This is a genomic window from Rudaea cellulosilytica DSM 22992 (genome assembly GCF_000378125.1).
Taxonomy (GTDB): domain Bacteria; phylum Pseudomonadota; class Gammaproteobacteria; order Xanthomonadales; family Rhodanobacteraceae; genus Rudaea; species Rudaea cellulosilytica.
On sequence record NZ_KB899243.1, the window covers coordinates 290,991 to 308,034 of the forward strand.

Annotated in this window: 14 protein-coding genes; 10 read left to right on the forward strand and 4 right to left on the reverse strand. The window is 65.1% G+C overall.

Annotated elements, in window-relative coordinates:
- Positions 1-5: 5 nt before the first annotated feature.
- Positions 6-3,524: a serine/threonine-protein kinase gene (locus F455_RS22230; RefSeq protein WP_018974303.1), complete on the reverse strand. Its 3,519-nt coding sequence runs from the start codon at positions 3,522-3,524 to the stop codon at positions 6-8.
- A gap of 323 nt (positions 3,525-3,847) precedes the next feature.
- Here F455_RS22230 and F455_RS0115875 point away from each other — a divergent pair, with 323 nt between their 5' ends.
- The 8 genes from F455_RS0115875 (at position 3,848) to F455_RS0115915 (ending at position 10,438) form a co-directional block, all read left to right on the forward strand.
- Positions 3,848-5,155 carry a metal-dependent hydrolase family protein gene (locus tag F455_RS0115875; protein WP_018974304.1) on the forward strand — a complete coding sequence of 436 codons (1,308 nt, stop codon included), beginning with the start codon at positions 3,848-3,850 and terminating at the stop codon, positions 5,153-5,155.
- A 249-nt stretch (positions 5,156-5,404) separates the two neighbouring features.
- Complete coding sequence (locus tag F455_RS0115880; protein WP_018974305.1) at positions 5,405-5,896, forward strand: hypothetical protein; 492 nt, start codon at positions 5,405-5,407, stop codon at positions 5,894-5,896.
- 141 nt (positions 5,897-6,037) lie between these two features.
- The gene (locus F455_RS0115885; protein ID WP_018974306.1) at positions 6,038-8,092 is read left to right on the forward strand and encodes a DUF7933 domain-containing protein; all 2,055 of its coding nucleotides are present in this window, start codon (positions 6,038-6,040) and stop codon (positions 8,090-8,092) included.
- Between the two features lie 52 nt (positions 8,093-8,144).
- Positions 8,145-8,375, forward strand: a complete 231-nt coding sequence (locus tag F455_RS23070) for a hypothetical protein (protein WP_157578928.1) — start codon at positions 8,145-8,147, stop codon at positions 8,373-8,375.
- 5 nt (positions 8,376-8,380) lie between these two features.
- Complete coding sequence (locus F455_RS0115900; protein WP_157578929.1) at positions 8,381-8,905, forward strand: hypothetical protein; 525 nt, start codon at positions 8,381-8,383, stop codon at positions 8,903-8,905.
- Between the two features lie 17 nt (positions 8,906-8,922).
- Positions 8,923-9,264 carry a hypothetical protein gene (locus tag F455_RS0115905; RefSeq protein WP_018974310.1) on the forward strand — a complete coding sequence of 114 codons (342 nt, stop codon included), beginning with the start codon at positions 8,923-8,925 and terminating at the stop codon, positions 9,262-9,264.
- A 29-nt stretch (positions 9,265-9,293) separates the two neighbouring features.
- Complete coding sequence (locus F455_RS0115910) at positions 9,294-9,923, forward strand: uL10 family ribosomal protein (RefSeq protein WP_018974311.1); 630 nt, start codon at positions 9,294-9,296, stop codon at positions 9,921-9,923.
- A 38-nt stretch (positions 9,924-9,961) separates the two neighbouring features.
- Complete coding sequence (locus F455_RS0115915; RefSeq protein WP_018974312.1) at positions 9,962-10,438, forward strand: hypothetical protein; 477 nt, start codon at positions 9,962-9,964, stop codon at positions 10,436-10,438.
- A gap of 39 nt (positions 10,439-10,477) precedes the next feature.
- Here F455_RS0115915 and F455_RS0115920 read toward each other — a convergent pair whose 3' ends face one another.
- Positions 10,478-13,432: a serine/threonine-protein kinase gene (locus tag F455_RS0115920; protein ID WP_018974313.1), complete on the reverse strand. Its 2,955-nt coding sequence runs from the start codon at positions 13,430-13,432 to the stop codon at positions 10,478-10,480.
- Positions 13,429-13,974 (reverse strand): ECF-type sigma factor, encoded by a 546-nt coding sequence (locus F455_RS21155; RefSeq protein WP_018974314.1) that lies wholly within the window; start codon positions 13,972-13,974, stop codon positions 13,429-13,431. The genes F455_RS0115920 and F455_RS21155 overlap by 4 nt, the downstream gene beginning before the upstream one ends.
- A gap of 175 nt (positions 13,975-14,149) precedes the next feature.
- On the opposite strand from F455_RS21155, the gene trxA reads away from it, so the two are divergent.
- Positions 14,150-15,016 carry a thioredoxin gene (gene trxA / locus F455_RS0115930; protein WP_018974315.1) on the forward strand — a complete coding sequence of 289 codons (867 nt, stop codon included), beginning with the start codon at positions 14,150-14,152 and terminating at the stop codon, positions 15,014-15,016.
- A 205-nt stretch (positions 15,017-15,221) separates the two neighbouring features.
- Positions 15,222-15,635 carry a hypothetical protein gene (locus F455_RS0115935; RefSeq protein ID WP_018974316.1) on the forward strand — a complete coding sequence of 138 codons (414 nt, stop codon included), beginning with the start codon at positions 15,222-15,224 and terminating at the stop codon, positions 15,633-15,635.
- Positions 15,636-15,649: 14 nt separating this feature from the next.
- Here the strand turns inward: F455_RS0115935 and F455_RS0115940 are convergent, their stop codons facing one another.
- A complete protein-coding gene (locus F455_RS0115940) occupies positions 15,650-16,909 on the reverse strand; it encodes an MFS transporter (RefSeq protein ID WP_018974317.1) in 1,260 nt (419 codons plus the stop codon).
- Between the last annotated feature and the right edge of the window lie 135 nt (positions 16,910-17,044).

The window sequence follows — 17,044 nt, forward strand, 5'->3', positions numbered from 1 at the left end:
CGCCTTCATGGCACCGCTGCACCCGACTTGGCCAAGCGTGTCGATACCCAATTGAATCCGTATCGACGCGCCGCAGTTTCGATCCGGTCGCGCAATTCCTCAGCCAAGTGTGCATCGCTCTGCTGAAGCAAAGGCAACAACGGCAGGCGTGCTTCCAAGGCAAGAGCCGGCCACGACCTGCGCTCGGCATCGTCGGCCAAAGATTCCAAGGCCGCGATCCCGGCAGCTCGGCCATCGGCGATACCGCGAAGTTGGGCCAACGCTACGTCTGCGGCAAAAACGGTATACGACGACGTTATTCGACTGCGCAACGCGCGCGCGCGCGCCAGCGCTGCGTCACGCTCGGTAACGTGCCCCTGATGCCCCTCGCACAGACCCAGCCAAGCCAGCACATTGGCTTCGCCGATCGGGAAGTCATCCGGCGGCAAACGAGCTGCCGTAGCCGCCAGGCGTTGTCGCGCCGCCTCCCAATCGCCGTTGGAAATATCGATGCCAGCCAAGACGATGGCGCCGTTCGTCAACGACCAGTTGTCATTGATCTGCGCACCGATCGTCATGGCCTGCTCAAGCTCGGCCGCGCCCTCGACGGATTCGCCGCGATCCAAGGCAAGCACTGCGCAGTTGTAGTGCACTGATGCGGCGGCAAACGGCGAGCCGGTCGGCGACAGTTCGGCGCGCGCAAGCGCACAGTATCTTTGTGCTTCGTCGAGTTGCCCGCGCAGACGATACGCATCACTCAAATTCGCGAGCATGAACAGACGATCCTCGCGCGCACCCAAACGTGCGTCGAATTCGCCCGCTGCGCGCAATTCTGCAATCGTCTCGTCGTCGGCAGCTTCATCCAGACGCATAACCGCCAGCGAACCCGAATGCCAGGCTTCGCTACCGGCGTCCCGAATTTCTCGCGCGATCGCCAGTCCCCGCCGCGACGCCGTCACGGCAGCATCGCGATCGCCTTGATTCCACAAAGCGCCGTTCAACAGTTTGTAGGTGTTGGTCAATTGCTTCTGATCACCGATTCGGTGGAACACGTCCAACGCGGTTTGATATTGCTCACGCGCCTGCCTGGATCGGTTCTGCTTCGTCAGCACACCTGCCAAGCGCAATCGGGCTTCCGCCTCTTGGCGCGGATTGCCGCGCTGCTGGTAGTAGTCGATTGCATCGCGCAGTGTCTTTTCAGCTGCCTCCTGTTGCCCGGAATGACTCTGTGTCCAGGCCAATTCGACTTTCGCAGCCGCGGCGAGAAGTGAGGCGTCGTGCGCCTGGGCCAATTGCAGCGCCCGGTTTGCATGCTCGGCCTGCTCGGCGATATTGCCGCGCAGCCGTGCGATAGCGACGCTTTTCAATTCGATGCGCGCATCACCGTCGCTTCCCGGCAACTTGCGCGCCTCATCGAGCGCGCGATCGGCTTCGTCGGGTTTACCTGCACTGAGCAGATCGTCGGCCAGCGCCAGTTCGATGTCGAGATCCTGCGGCGCGAGTGCCAATAGCCTACGATCCAGTTCGACCGCCTTGTCCCAATCGGACTGTTGCGCTGCCACTTCCCGGGCGATGCGCAATTGCGCCTCCGGCGGCAGGCCCTCGCTGTGCGCTGCGGCCTGTTGCGCCATCGCCAATGCCTTGGCGTCGTAGCCGAGCGCTTTCCATGTCTGCGCCAGAAGAACGTAAGCAGGCGCATAACCGGGCGTCTGTGCGACCACGGATAGCAGGTCGTCGCGGGCACGCGTTGGATCGCTCGCGCGCAAGGCCTGCTGAGCCTCGCCCATGAGCTTTGCGACATCGGTGTTTTGCGGCTGCACCTGAGCGGCTTGCGCGCGTGTCGCCGCATCCGGCTGTGCGATCCCGAGTTGCCCGCGCAAGTCTTCACCAAGTCTGCCGATCAAGTTCGGCAGGTCGGCGAGCACACCGCTCTGCGCCGCGCGCGCAACCGCTTGGCCGTTGCGTGCATCCTGCACGGCGATATCGAGACGCAGGTTCGCATCGTTCGACGTGCCCGCTGCAAAGTAGCTGCCACTGAGGACGTAGTCCGCGGCGACGCGCTTGTGCAGCGTTGCCAGGGTTTCCGCCGCGTAACCTCCAGCCCCTGGGGCGGGTAGATCAGCGGCCGCTCCGCGCACCAACACATCAGACAAGGTACGCAGCTTGCCGCCGAGCGCCAATTCGGTCGCAAGCATCTGCCCTAGCGTGGGCGAGATCCACGCGGCGTCCTTGTTCTGCGCCAGGTTGTTGAAATCGACGATCGCCAACGCCGCGTGCTCGGCAGCGGAAGCTCGCGACTGTCGTTCGAACAAGACGAACGCCAGCGCGCCCAATGCCACGATCGCCGCCGCAGCGATGGCCGCCACGTCGAACCGGTGCCTGCGCAAAAACTTCCATCCACGATAGAACACATGATCGCGGCGCGCCGCGATCGGCTTGCCGGCGAGATAGCTGCGCACGTCGCCGGCAAGCGCAGCGACGTCGGCATAGCGCCGCTCGGGTTGCGCGCGCAGCGCGGTCAGCATGATCGTGTCGAGGTCGCCGCGCAGGCGGCCGCGCGGCACCGGCAGCGTCGCAGAGGCGAGGCGGCTCGGCATCGCCGGGTCGGTCGCACGAATGATGCCAAGCACCGCGCCGGCGTCGGGTGCGGCGGAAAAATCGTGGGCAAGTCGTCCGGTCAACAGCTCGTAGAGCAAGCCGCCAAGCGCATAGACGTCAGCCGCCGCGGTGACCTCTTCGCCCGCGATCTGCTCGGGCGCGGCATAGGCCGGCGTCATCGGCCGGCCGCTGCCGGCGCGGGTCAGCGTGACCACAGGTTCGTCATCGTCGTGGAGCAACTTGGCGATACCGAAGTCGAGCAGCTTGACTGCACCGGTCGAGGTGATCAGCACGTTAGACGGCTTGAGGTCGCGATGCACGACGTGGCGTTCGTGGGCAAACTGCACCGCGGCGCAGATTTCCAGGAACAGGCGCAAGCGGGTCTCGAGGTCTGCGTTCAACTTGCTGCAGTAGTCGAGCAGCGGCAGGCCCTTGACGTACTCCATCGCGAAATAGGGCCGGCCATCCGCGGCGATGCCGCCGTCGAGCAGATGCGCGATGTTCGGATGATCCAACCGCGCCAGAATCTGCCGTTCGCGCAGGAAACGCGCAAGGACGGCGTCGGAATCCATGCCGCGCTTGATCAGCTTCAGCGCCGCGCGCTGGTGGAACTGGCCGTCGGCGCGTTCGGCCAGCCAGACCACACCCATGCCGCCCGCGCCGAGCTTGCCGACGAGCCGCCACGGACCGACGCGACTGTCGGCGGAATCGACATCCTGAGTGAGCGGCGGATGCGCAGCATCGGACGGCGCTGCGACCGTCCTGGCGCTGGACGCGGCGTCGGTGCGATTGTCGTGTTCCTGCGAATGGAGCATCGAAACGACGAACTTGCGCAACTCAACGTCGTCGCCACACAACGTGCCAAGCAGGGGCTCGCGCTCGGACGCCGGCACCTCGAGCAGCTTCTCGAAGATATCGCCTGCGAGTTGCCAACGCTGGGTGTCCATCCACGATGCCCCTAACGGCGAAGACGGTCCTTCGGATATTCCCGCTCGCGCCCGCCAGGCAGCCGTTTGCACGGCTGTTTGCGGATGGTGGCCCCGTCGACACGGCGTCCGGTGCGGTCCGTTACGGCGACTATAGAACCCGCACACACGACTCTCAAGGGACCAAGTTGCCCCTGCCGCTTCAGCGGCCGAGTGTTTCAACGTCGCCGCATCGACTTGCCCACTGGTATTTTCCGCCCATCGCGCTGCGCGCAATTGCGGCGACGCACATGGATCGCCGCGGCGACAACCGCTAGCATGCCGCGACATTCAAGGAGACCTCCATGCGCTTGTTGCCTATCGTCGCCGTCATCGCTTCCACGCTCGCCCTGTCCGCCCACGCCGCCGAAGCTGACAAGGCCGCCGCGCCAGTCGAGATCAAGACCATCCATTGCGGCCACCTGATCGACACCGAGGCGGGCAAGCTGCTCGGCGAGTCGACCATCGTGATCGAAGGCACACGCATCAAGGAGGTGCGTCATGGCAAGGCCGAGGTGGCCGGCGCGAAGAGCATCGACCTGCCGACGAGCACCTGCCTGCCCGGCCTGATCGACAGCCACGTGCATCTGACGATGGAGTTCAGCCCGACCACGTACAGCGACAAGTTCCGCCTCAACACCGCAGATTTTGCCATCCGCAGTACCGTTTACGCGAAGCGCACGCTCGACGCGGGCTTCACCACGGTACGCAACCTCGCCGATTTCGACAACGATTCGATCGCGCTGCGCAATGCGATCAACGCCGGCGTCGTGCCGGGCCCGCGCATTTTCACGGCCGGCAAGGCGATTGGCTCGACCGGCGGTCATGCCGACCCGACCGACGGTTTCCGCGCGGATCTTGCCGGCGATCCGGGTCCCAAGGACGGCATCATCAACTCACCCGAAGACGCATGGAAGGCGGTGCGCCAGCATTACAAGGATGGCGCCGACGCGATCAAGATCATGCCCTCCGGCGGCGTGCTCGACGAAAGCACCAGCGTCGACAACGCGCAGATGACGATCGAGGAGATCAAGGCGGTGGTCACCGCCGCGCACGACTACGGCTTCACCGTCGCCGCGCACGCGCATGGTGCCGAAGGCATCCGCCGCGCCATCCTCGGCGGCGTCGATTCGATCGAGCACGGCACCTACATGGACGACGCCGACATGAAGCTGATGAAGGAGCACGGTACCTGGCTCGTGCCGACGATCATCGCCGGCAAGACCGCCGAGGAACAGGCCAAGATACCCGGCCGCTATCCGCCGCAGGTCGCCGCCAAGGCGCTGCTCGTCGGGCCGATCATCCAGGCCACCGCAGGCAAGGCGTACAAGGCCGGCGTGAAGATCGCATTCGGCACCGATGCCGCCGTCTATCCGCACGGACGCAACGCAAAGGAATTCGTCTACATGGTCGAAGCCGGCATGCCGCCGATGTTCGTAATCCAAGCGGCGACCACGCATGCGGCGCAATTGCTGAAGAAGGAAAAGGACCTGGGCAGCATCGCGCCGGGCAAGTTCGCCGATGTGATCGCGGTGGAAGGCAACCCGCTCGACGACGTCGCCCTGCTGCAGAAAGTCGGCTTCGTCATGAAGGCAGGCGTGGTGTACAAATAACCTTGGCTGCGCTCCGATCGTAAGAAAATCCGCCACTTCGGCAGAGGCGTGCGCTGGACGCCCGGCGGCATTTTCGCCGACAAGCAGCGACAGCGGGTAATTCGGCGGCAGGCCGCACAGGGATCGCGAAGCCTGCCGACGCGATCCATCCGGCGAACTCGATGTGATCGCGCATCGTTAATGCGTGTCAGTGATCAGCATGCAACGACGTAACTTGCTGTGCAGGGTCTTTGTGCACAGGAGTTCGCCATGAAATCGTCGTTTTCTTCCGGTTTCCGCTTCGCCCGCAGCGCAGCGCTGCGGGGTCTGGCCTGCTCAGCGCTCGTCGCTTCATGGGCCCACGCGTGCCCGATCGGCACGATGCCCGATCCGAACTACAACCCTTCGGCCCCGGCGGCGAGAGCGCATCCGCGGCGTTGCGTCCCTGCACCGAAACCACCCACGGCCAAGTATATCGGCACGACCAATCCGGATATCGAACACGCCTCCCGGCTGCACTCGCAAACGCCGATGCAGCAAGATCACAGCAAACTCAAGCCCCAGCCCGGCGCGCCGATCGAGCGTGCGAATAGCGTATCGAACACGCATGGAATTCTCTCCACCACCGGCAACGCAGCCTTGAACACACAGCCGATTCCACCCGGCAAAGCTGCGTTGAATCCGCAACCGATCCCGCCGGGACACGCACTACACCAGATGCCGCAACCCGGCGCGCCGATCAAGAAGATCGAAAGCCATTGAGCCGCCTAGTTCGCGCAACGGGCAAGCCCAGCGCAGGGACCCAGTGACTGCGCGGCATCGTCCGGCGTCGGCGCAGGCAAATGCAGCGAGCGCGCCACCGTCGCCGGAAGACGCATTCCGACAAGACTGCCAGGAAAATCGATGACACAAGCACGCAACCTCGTCCACCCCACCGCAACGATGCCCATCCCGGCGGCGGCATCCGCCTTCGCGGCCACCGACGGTGATCCGCGCAGCTGCCCTGATTTCACTCGACGCCTCGTGCGTCAATTGTCTTGCCTACTGACCTGCGCGATGCTGACGAGCACGCCTGCCTTCGCGCAGCGGCTCTACGTAGCCGACAGCGGCGAGGACAAGATAGCCATCGTCGACGTCTCGGCGGCACCCACCGTCATCGGCAACATTCCGCTGGCCGCGGGCGCGGCGCCGCGATCACTGGCACTGTCGGCGGACGCAACGACGCTCGCAGTCGGCAATTTCTCGGGCTCGGTCAGCCTGGTCGACCTGACCCGCAGCCCCGCGGCGCCGTTCGCGACGCTCGCGCCGGGAAGCGGCAATCTGTTCGGCGTCGCCTTCTCGCCCGACGGCAAGAAGGTCTATGCGACCTGGTCGAACAAGCTCAGCGTGATCGCAATCGATGCCGGCACGGCGAACGTGATCTCGACGATCACGATCAGCGCGAACTGGAACGCCGTCGCCGTCGCGGTATCGCCCGACGGCACACACGCCTATGTCGTCACCGGCGACACCGGCCCCAGCGACTCTGTCGAAATCGTCGATCTCACCGGCGCAACGCCGGCGGCAATCGGCACCTATGCGCTGGCCGGCGGCGATTCGGAAAAGATCGTGGTCTCGCCGGACGGAACGCGCCTGTACGTTTCCAGCCAGGACACCAACGCCGTTTCGATCATCGACATCGGCAGCGCGACGCCGCTCTCGCATGCGACCGTTACCGGACCGCCCAAGGGCATCGCAATCAGCGCCGACGGCCACAAGGTCTACGCCGCCGACAACGGCGCCTCGGTAGTCGACGTCAGCGGCGCGACACCCGCGGTAACCGACATCGCGATCGCCGGCGCCGGTGAGCCCTTCGGCGTCGCGCTGTCGCACGACGGCGCGACGCTGTATGTCACCGACCTCGTCAAGAACACGCTGACCACGATCGCCACGGCCACGAATTCCGTCACCGGTTCGACCACATTCGGCAATACGCTCGCCGATGCGGTGTTCTCGGCCTCGACGCCCACCGGCGTCACCTTGTCGATGGCCCCCGCGACCGTACCCGCGGGCGCGTACAGCGTGCTCACGGTGACGCTGACCAACCCGACCGCCACGGCCGCGACGATCACGAGCCTGCACATTACCCTCGATCCGGCGACCGACGCTTACGGCCTCGTCGACAACAGTTGCGGCGGCACGTTCGCCAACTTCGGCGGCGAAGTCGTCGGCATCACCGCGGGCACGCTGCCCGCATCGGGCTCCTGTACGCTGCACATCCAGACCACGGCGAACGCGCCCGGCACGTATACGCACAAGGTGCTTGCCGGCGACCTGCAAACCTCGGTCGGCAACAACGCCGCCGACGCCAGCGTGAGCTTCACCGCGGTGGCGCCGATTGCGCCGACCGTCGCCGCCGCATTCTCGCCCGCGACGATCGCTGCGCACGCGACGAGCACGCTGACGGTAACCATAGCCAACGCCAACAGCACCGACCTCGAACTGATCTCATTGACGGACACGCTGCCGTCCGGCCTCGTGATCGCGGCGACATCGAACGCGATCACGACCTGCCCCGGCGCCGCGGTCAATGCGACGGCCGGCGGTGGCAGCTTCACTGTCGTAAAGGCAGCCCCGCTACTGCCGGTCGCGACGATCCCGGCCGGCGGCGGTTGCACGGCATCGGTCGCGGTAACGGCAGCGGCAGCAGCAGCCCGCAGCTACGTCGATGCATTGCCGGCGGGCGCCGTGCAGGCATACCTGATCTCGCTGTCGTTGCCCGACGTCGTCGCCGGCAACGTCGCCGACAACAGCACGGCGGTGGCTTCCGCGACGCTCGTCGTCGATGCCGCGCCGCAGGCGCCGGCCGTGCCTGCGCCTGCGCTCGGCCGTCTCATCCTGCTACTCCTCGCTACGCTGATCGCGGTCGTGGCTGCCTGTGCATTCAATACGAGGCCGCCCCATCGACGCGCACGCTGACATCGCACGCAATCTGCCCAAGTTGTCGCGACGAGTGCGGCCCGAAGATGCCATGACCAGAACGCCCGATCTCGCCCGTCATGTCGCGGCATCCGTTGCCCCGCTGATCGCCGGCACTTCGATCCACGCCGCCGATGTCACCGTGCAGCGCGTCGCCGGAAGCGGCTTCCTCATGACGAATGCCGGTGGCACGCAAGGTGCGCCTGCGCGTGGACGAGAATGGTCAGGTCGCGCGATGTCAGCCGACTGCACCGAACGACGTAACCCAGCACATACCGGATGAATTCCATGAATCGCATGACTTGCGCAGTTAACTTGTTGGCTCTCGTCGCTGCCATCGCCTGCGCGCCCGCGCAGGCACAGACCGGCGCCTGCATGCCGCTGGTCAGTGCAATGACCCTGCTCGCCACCACGCCCAACCACCAGCACATCACCGAAACCGCCGCCTACAAACCCGGCCCGAGCCAGAGCGAGGTGGTTGAAACGGGTACGACGCGATATCTCCGGGTCATCGGCAGGTGGCATTCGCATTCGTACGACGCCAAGGCCGAGGCCGCCGAGATCGGCAATGCCATGCAGGCGAGCAAGGCGATCTGCACGAATGCGGGAAGCGCCGACGTCGACGGGCAGGCGGTGACCCTGTTCGCTGTGCACAAGCAAAGCGACGACGCGGTGATCGTTCAGCGCATCTGGATCGGTGCGAACGGCCTGCCGTTGCGGCAAGTCATCGACATCGACGTCGGCGGCGCGCTCGGCAAGAGCCGTCGCGAATTTCGCTACGACTACGCCGACGTGCAGCCACCGAAAATTTGACCATAGGAGACACCGACGTGATCCCAACCGTCCTGCGTATTCCGATCGCGACTGCATTGATATGCGTCGTCACCGCGCTGCCTGCCAGTGCCGCCGGCAACGGCATACCGAGCTACCCGAACGCGGTCAACAAGAATCCAGACCTGCCCCCGAGCTCGCCGCTGTTCCAAGTGGAAACCACCGATGCGGCTGCCACGGTCGATGCATGGTATGGCGCACGCCTGCCGAAAATTTGCACGCACCAGACCGCGCAGGGCGGCGCGAAATACGCCTGTCCGAACGTGAACATCATGATCACGCCGCACGACGGCAAGACGCTGATCACGCAGATGGCCACAGGCGGCCTGTTCGGCCAGTGAACCGTCACATCGATCCCGACGGAGGCACCATGAAAGCGAAATTCCGCTATGCCACGCTCTTGCTCGCTGCAGTTCTTGTTACAGGCTGCTCGAAGAACCCTGCGAATGCAGTTGCGGCGGCTACGAACGAAGATGCCGCGAAAGCGGCGCTCTCGAATGCCGTGGCGAACGCGAACAAAGGTACGACTCCGACGCCGTGCGAGACCGATTTCTCCGCGCGCGATGCGGCTGAAATCCTGACCGGCTCGACCGCACTGAATCGCTACGCGATGAACGCCGCGCTCGGCGAAGCGGAGAACGGCTGCGAAATGGGCGACGGCAACGGCGCGCTCATCGACTTTTCGATCCGCGCGAAACCACCGATGCAGGGAGACAACAAGCAGACGTATCAGACCCTAGTGAGTTTTCTCCAACCCAAGGGCGTGGCGTTCGCTGGCGTCGGCGACAAGGCCGTATGGGTCGACGTGCACGATTCCAACATACCCGGCATGAGCGAGTTCGACACGCTGGCGATCAAGGGCGAAGTCATTTGCCAGGCCGACCTGCACTTCAAGAAGGGCGTGCAAGGCGACAAGGCGATCACACCTGTGCGCGGCGAGGAACTGGCGAAGAAACTCGGTGCACTCTGCAACAAGTCTTTCGCCGCGCGCCGGAGCTGATCCAGCGGTCACCGCACTACGTGCATTCGGAGCGCATCATGTTTTACCGCCCATTTACCGTCGCCATCGTATCGTTCTCGATGTTCCATTGCGTCGTTGCCCGTGCCGACGATGCCAGCTGCAAACCGCTGCTCGACGCCTTCGCCAGGCAGCTCGATGCTCCCTTCCGTGAATCGATCACGGGCCGTGGACACACGACGGAAAAGATCGTGCTGCCCGACGCCACCTTCGTCAAAATGCAGAATGCAGGTTGGGTCAAAAATCCGACCACGGCGCAGGAGCGCAGCGAACAACTCACTGCCGTGCGTGCGACGACGTCGAACTGCAAACTCATCGGACAAGAAACGGCCGATGGCCAGACCGCGACGATCTACAGCGGCCATCTCACGGGCGGCGAAATGCGCTACTGGATCGGCCAGAACGGCTTGCCGCTGAAAGGCGAAGGCGGCACGGCGACGACACGGGTCGACTGGGTGTTCGCCTACGATCATGTCGAAGCGCCCGCGGGAAGATGAGATGCGTCGTCGATGCGCGTCCGATCGGCATCGAGTCGGCTACAGAGAGTTTTTTCTCACGTAAGCGGACGTGGTCGGATCGGCATCGATATCGGTGCGCGGGATCGCGCGAAGCCTCGCCAACGCCGCAGTCGCGGATTTCCTCGCTGCCGGATTCGCGGCATTCGCCTCCGACTCGCAAAGGGACTTCAGAAAGATCGCTTCCGCCTTGTTCAAGTTCTTCGATTCGTCCGATTTCGCCAGCTCGGCGAGAGAAAGTTCGATCGACGGCGCAGCTTCGGTACAGCGGTGTTGACCAACGAGGAAATCAGCCCAGGTCAGGTGCCAATTGAAACGGTCGACGCCATGCGTCGCCGAAATGTAGTCGCCGAGGGCGAGGCTCGCGCGGAAATCGGATTCCGCGGCACCGGCGTCGCCCGCGACCTCCTCGGCCCCGGCCAGCGAGCGTAGAGCAATCGCGAGATTGGCCGAGGCGCCGGCCCGCGCAGCCTGCAGTGCCACTGCCTTGCGTGCCCATTCCACCGCTTCTGCGCCACGCCCTTGCATGCCGAGAACAGTCGCGAGATTCTCCGCGGCCGTGGTGTCGATGCCCTGGCCATTGTCCGCGCCGGTACGCGCCAGCACGTCGCGCAGCAGGCGCTCGGCCTCGGCGTATTGATGGTCGTGCGACAAAACGCTCGCGAAATTGTTCGTGATCGTCAGCGTGTCCGGATGGTTTTCGCCGAGCGTCTTGCGCGAACGCACGATCAGTTCGCGATACGCGGCAATGGCGCCGGCAAGATCGCCTCGTTCGTAGCGGAAGGCCGCCAGCATGTTGATCGCCTCGCTGATCTTCTGGTGCTCCTGCGGCAAGCTGCGGCGAAAAATTTCGAGCGCGCGTTCGGCGAGGTCCATGGCGCGTTGTGTTTGTTTGTTCCCATCGCAGGCATCCGCCAGCGCGAGCATGCTGATCGCTGTCAGCGGGTGCTCCGCGCCGTAGATACGTGCGCGGTTCGCTTGCGCGCGTTCGAGCAGCGCGACCGACTGGGCGTAGTCACCGTCCTGATCGAGATGCACGCCGAGGTTCTGCAGCGACACGGCGGCTTCCGCCGAATCGGGCCCGAACCGTTTCTCGCGAATCGCCAACGCGCGACGGTACGCGGCTTCCGCATCCGGCCGTCTGCCGAGGTTGTCGAGATTGGTCGCATGGTCGTCGAGGCGACGCGCCTGCTCTGCGGAATCCTCGCCGAAGCGTCGTCTGCTCGCGTCGAGCGCCTGTCGGTAGAGCGAATCGGCGCTGGCGAAATCACCGCGATCTTGCAACAGCAAGGCGACATTGCCGAGGCTGTCGACGACGGCGGGATCGTCCGCTGCCAGTTTTTCGCGCCGTGTCTGCAGCGCTTCGCGCAACAACGGCTCGGCCTTGTCGTATTCGCCTTTGCTCAGATGGATCATCCCGAGTTCGTCCGCGCTTTCCGCGGTATCCAGATCGGCGCCACCGGACTGCCCACGACGCGAGGCAAGCGCCTGTTCCGCCAACGGCACCGCGCGGTCGTAGAGTCCGAGCGACGAATACGTACGCGCAATCGTGTGCAACAGCCGCGCACGCACAGCCGGCCCGATGTCGGTCGGGGCATTCAGACGCGCGCTGCCTTGGTCGAGCAGATCCTGTGCACTGGGTTTGGAACCCCGAGTCAGCTCTGGATCGGCGCCGGCAAACAGGCCGACAAGAAAATTGGTCACCTGCTGCGCCGCTTGCGCTTCAAGCGATTTCTGCCGAGCCTGCCACAACGCGAATGCCGTGCTCGCAAGCAGTAATGCGACCGCCACGGCGGATGCGAAAACAACCGCACGGTGCCGATCGACGAATTTGCCCACGCGATAGGCGGTGTTGTCGCGCCGCGCCGAGATTGGCAGGTCCTGCCCATAGCGACGCAGATCGGACGCGAGCGCTTCGACTGTCGCGTAGCGACGTGCCGGGTCGCGATGCAGCGTCTTGAGCACGATCGTGTCGAGGTCGCCGCGCAATGCTTTCGCCGACACCGGCGCATCGATCGCCGCAACCAGGCTCGGCGCGCGCGGCGCGGTCGCGGCCAGCAGCCTCTGCAATTCGTCGAGCGTGGGCGTATCGCCGATCTCGAATGCGCGCCGCCCCGTGAGCAGTTCGTACAGCACGCAACCGAGTCCGTGCACGTCGGTCGCGACGGTGACCGGGTCGCCGCGAATCTGCTCCGGCGCGGCGTAGGCCGGCGTCAGCGGACGATCGCGCCACAACGCGGTGGCGGTGCCGCTCCCGCCCCGCCCGATCGCCTTGGCGATGCCGAAGTCGAGCAGCTTGGCCTCGCCAGCAGGCGTGACGAGGATGTTCGACGGCTTGATGTCGCGATGCACAACGAGTTGGCTGTGCGCGAATTGCACCGCCGCGCAGACTTCGAGGAACAGCGCGATGCGCTGGTCGAGCTTCGCTTTGCGTTCCCGGCACCAGTCCAGCAACGGTTCGCCCGCGACGTATTCCATGGCGAAGTATGGCCTGCCGTCGTCAGCGATACCGCCGTCGAGCAGGCGCGCAATGTGCGGATGCTCGAGCCGCGCGAGGATCTGCCGCTCGCGCAGGAAGCGCGCGAGGATGGCCTCGCTGTCCATGCCGCGTTTGACCAACTTGAGCGCCGCCTGCTGTTCGTACTGTCCGTCCGCACGCTCGGCGAGGAGGACGACGCCCATGCCGCCGCGACCGATCTCGCGCACGATTCGCCACGGTCCGACGCGCCGCCCCGTGGTTTCGCTTTCCGCATCGTCATGCCAAGCGCGCGCCGCCGCGCCGCGCGCGGATTCGATGCCGTCGTCGAACTGCGACGCGGCGGCGTCCGCGCGCAGCAAAGCCTCGACCTCGGCGCGCAACGAAGCATCGTCGCCGCACAGCTCGTCGAGCAACGACGTGCGCCGTTCCGGCGCTGCGTCAGCGATGCGATCGAACATCTCGCCGATCTGCCGCCAGCGCTGGCTACCTGTATTCATGTCGCCGCGTCGGCGAGACCGAGGCGCTGGATCAGGAAGGCGCGCGCTCGACGCCAGTCGCGGAACACCGTGCGTTCAGCCAGATTCTGCAGGCGCGCGATCTCGGCGATTTCGAGGCCCGAGAAGATGCGCCATTCGACGATGCGGCCGGCGCGCGGATCGAACTCGGCAAGATCGCTCAGCGCCGCGTCGAGCGCGACCAGGTCGACGATCTCGTCCGCACCGCCGATCTCGCCGTTCAATCCGGTGATGATGCAGTCGCCGCCACGCTTGAGCCGCGAGCGGCTGCGCGCGTGGTCGACCAGGATTTGTCGCATGGCGCGTGCCGCGAGCGAAAGGAAATGCACGCGGTCCATGCCGCGCGCTGCATCGCTCCCGCTGAGCTTCAAGTAGACCTCGTGCACGAGCGCCGTGGTTTCGAGCGTCGCCGTGCCACCGGCGCCGCGGCGCTGACTGCGCGCAATGCGCCGCAGCTCCTCGTAGACGATCGCGAACAAGTCGTCGGCAACGTCCGGATTCGACACGCTGGTCTCGCTGCCCATGACGGAACCCTTTCGCTCCCGGCTTCGACGCTCGCGCGAGCGACAGCGGCACTATAGAAGCCGTTGCGCGCGGCAACAAGCGTACCCTCGCTGCTCGCGCAGCGCGGCTTGCAATCGCGCGCGGCGTCGCCATCTTCCGCTATCCTTGCGCCCCTTGCCGCATCGTGAACGAACCATGACCGCATCCGTCCATACATTCGACGCCACCGAAACCAATTTCGAAACCGACGTCATCCAGGCCTCGCTGACCACACCCGTGCTCGTCGACTTCTGGGCTGACTGGTGCGGGCCGTGCAAATCGCTCGGGCCGATCCTAGAGAAGGTCGTCGACAGCTACGGCGGCAAGCTCAAACTCGGCAAGGTCGATACGGACAAGGAGCAACAGCTCGCGGCCGTGTTCGGCATCCGCAGCCTGCCGACCGTCGTGCTCGTCAAGGACGGGCAGATGGTCGACGGCTTCATGGGCGCGCTGCCCGAGTCCGGCGTGCGCGCGTTCGTCGAAAAACACCTCGGCAAGCCGGAAGCTGCCGCAGAACCGGAACCCGTTGCAGACGAATTGCTTGCGAACGAAACGCCGCAGCAAGCCATCGCGCGCCTGCAGCAGGAAATTGCCGCGAACGCGGACAAGCCCGAACTCAAGCTCGATCTTGCCGCAGCGTTCGCCCGCGCGGGCGAGGCCGATGCGGCACAAGCGCAGCTCGATGCGCTGCCACCCAACCTTGCCAGCGATGCGAAAGCCAAGCGCGTCGCCGCGCAACTCGATCTGTCGCGTGCGCTGAAGAATGCGCCCGATGCCGCCGCGCTGCGCACCCGACTCACGCAGAATCCCGCCGACCACGAAGCACGCGACCTGCTCGGCGTGCACCTGCTGCTCGGCGATGAGCCGGCGCAGGGCCTCGACGAATTCCTCACCCTGCTGCGCACAGCGCGCGACTGGAACGAGGGCCAGGCGAAAAAGCGCCTGATCGCTGCGTTCAATGTGCTCGACGACGGCGAACTCGTCGGCACGTATCGACGCAAGATGTCGTCGTTGCTGTTCTGACCATGCCATTGCTTCCGTTCTCGCGCTTTCTTTAAGCAAGAGCTTCCACTCGTCCTGCGGACGAGCGGGTGACTTCTCTTTGCTCGTGCAAAGAGAAGTCACCAAGAGAAACACGCCCCGCCACCGCACTTTCGCTGCGCGAAAGTGCCCTGCGCTTCTCGGCGCCAGCGGGCCGGCGCGAACTCGCGCATCCCTGCGCTCGGACATGCGCGCCTTTCCCCCGCCGCCGCCTGCGATGCTCGGTGCGGTGAAAGGGGAGGAAGATCAAGAGCAACTGCATGCGAGGCTTTTTGCTCTGGCGCGCAGGAGCGCGCTGCCCCGGCTTTCGGGTCCCCATTACATTGCGGCGACAGTGGCCGGAAATGCCCGCAGGGGCGGCGCGAAGGATCGCGCCGACTTCGCTGCCTGCACACGGACGTGCAGTCAGCGAAGCCCGGCCCCTGACGCGGACCCGGAGCGCAGGATGCGCGCCGGGCGCAATGTTCTGGGGCGTGTTCTCTTTGGTGACTTTCTCTTGCACGAGCAAGAGAAAGTTACCCGCTCGTCCGCAGGACGAGTGGAAGCACTTGCCGCAAAAACTGAAGAGCAGAAAACTGGATTCCAGCTTGCGCTGGAATGACGATAGCGAGCCGGTTACGGCGCCGACCGAGCCGGGCGCAGGCCAAACTGCATCAGCAGTCCAATCACCACAAACAACACCCCCGCGCTGAACGCGAGCGACCAGTGAATGCCAATGCGCGCACCGGCAAGTCCGACGGTGACGCCGCTGAACATGCGCATGCCCATCGCGAACATGCTGAACACGCCGATCGCGCGGCCGCGCATCTCGGCCGGCGCATCGAGCTGCACCAGCGTCTGCGCCATCGAGTTGAACGAGAGTTCGACGAAGCCGGCGACGAGGAGCACGGCCAGCGCGAGCGGATAGCTCGACGTAAGCGCGAAGCTGGCCAGCGCCAGACACCAGATCATCGCGAGTATGCAGGCGGTGCGCGCGCGCGGTTGCAGCAGGCCGCGGCTTTCGAGGACGAAACCGGCGGTCAGTGCACCGGCTGCGTCGGCGCCGAGCAGCATGCTGTAGAAGAAGTCTGCATTCTGTTGGCCGAGATCGTGGGCGAACCCGGGCATCTGCGCCTGGTAGGCGTTGCCGACGAATAGCGAGGCGCAGCCCGCCAGCACGGTCATCGCGAGGATCACGCGATGGTGCGAGATTTCCTGCAGCGCCCGCCAGATATCGCCGAGGTTGCGCACCGCGCGCGTCGCGACCGCGACGCCGGCGGCGCGGAATTTCGGCCCGTACGGAGCGACCGCGAGCCAGAGGATGAACGGCAAGTACAGCGTTGCATTGACGAAGATGCCGAGGTTCGGACCGAGCCAGAGCAGCAGCGCGCCGCCGACGCCGGGCCCCATCAGCATGCCGAGCTGGCGCGCGGTCGCGTTGAGGCGCACCGCGCTCTGCAGGTGCTCGCGGCCGACGATGTCGTGCAGCAACAACTGCGAGGGCGGTCCCCAAAGCACGCCAGCCATGCCGTGCACGATCAGCAGCGCGGCGGCGTGCCAGATCTGCAACGCCCCGGTGATGAACAGCACGCCCCAGGTGATCGACACGCCCATGAACAGCGCCATGCCGAGCTGGATCATGCGGCGTGGATCGAAGCGGTCGGCGAGAGCGCCCGAGTACACCGAAAACAGCAGAAACGGCAGCCAGTGCGCGACGACGGCGAAGCCGCCGAGCGCGGGCGAATTGAACTTGCCGAAGATCACCCAGTAGCTGATCACGTGCTCGATGTTGTCGGCCATCATCGCCAGCGCCGAGAGCAGGAAGTAGGCACGGAACCCTGGGTGGCGCAGAGCCGCGAACGCGACATGCGGTGCGGCGACGGAACCTGACGACAAGGGCGTATCCTGCGAAAGATCGAGCGAGGATTATATCCGCCGCACTCGCGCGATGACCGAGGTGGAATTTATTTCATTCGCGCGCACGGTTGATTTCAAACGCATTCGCGGGCATGGTCGGCGCGCGCTCCCCAT

Excerpts from the sequence above, each read along its gene's own strand:
- F455_RS0115885 (WP_018974306.1), top strand. The coding sequence starts at position 6,038 with ATGACACAAGCACGCAACCTCGTCCACCCCACCGCAACGATGCCCATC.
- F455_RS0115910 (WP_018974311.1), top strand. The coding sequence starts at position 9,294 with ATGAAAGCGAAATTCCGCTATGCCACGCTCTTGCTCGCTGCAGTTCTT.
- F455_RS23070 (WP_157578928.1), top strand. The coding sequence starts at position 8,145 with ATGACCAGAACGCCCGATCTCGCCCGTCATGTCGCGGCATCCGTTGCC.
- F455_RS21155 (WP_018974314.1), bottom strand. The coding sequence starts at position 13,974 with ATGGGCAGCGAGACCAGCGTGTCGAATCCGGACGTTGCCGACGACTTG.
- F455_RS0115915 (WP_018974312.1), top strand. The coding sequence starts at position 9,962 with ATGTTTTACCGCCCATTTACCGTCGCCATCGTATCGTTCTCGATGTTC.
- F455_RS22230 (WP_018974303.1), bottom strand. The coding sequence starts at position 3,524 with ATGGACACCCAGCGTTGGCAACTCGCAGGCGATATCTTCGAGAAGCTG.
- trxA (WP_018974315.1), top strand. The coding sequence starts at position 14,150 with ATGACCGCATCCGTCCATACATTCGACGCCACCGAAACCAATTTCGAA.
- F455_RS0115880 (WP_018974305.1), top strand. The coding sequence starts at position 5,405 with ATGAAATCGTCGTTTTCTTCCGGTTTCCGCTTCGCCCGCAGCGCAGCG.
- F455_RS0115920 (WP_018974313.1), bottom strand. The coding sequence starts at position 13,432 with ATGAATACAGGTAGCCAGCGCTGGCGGCAGATCGGCGAGATGTTCGAT.
- F455_RS0115935 (WP_018974316.1), top strand. The coding sequence starts at position 15,222 with ATGCGCGCCTTTCCCCCGCCGCCGCCTGCGATGCTCGGTGCGGTGAAA.
- F455_RS0115900 (WP_157578929.1), top strand. The coding sequence starts at position 8,381 with ATGAATCGCATGACTTGCGCAGTTAACTTGTTGGCTCTCGTCGCTGCC.
- F455_RS0115875 (WP_018974304.1), top strand. The coding sequence starts at position 3,848 with ATGCGCTTGTTGCCTATCGTCGCCGTCATCGCTTCCACGCTCGCCCTG.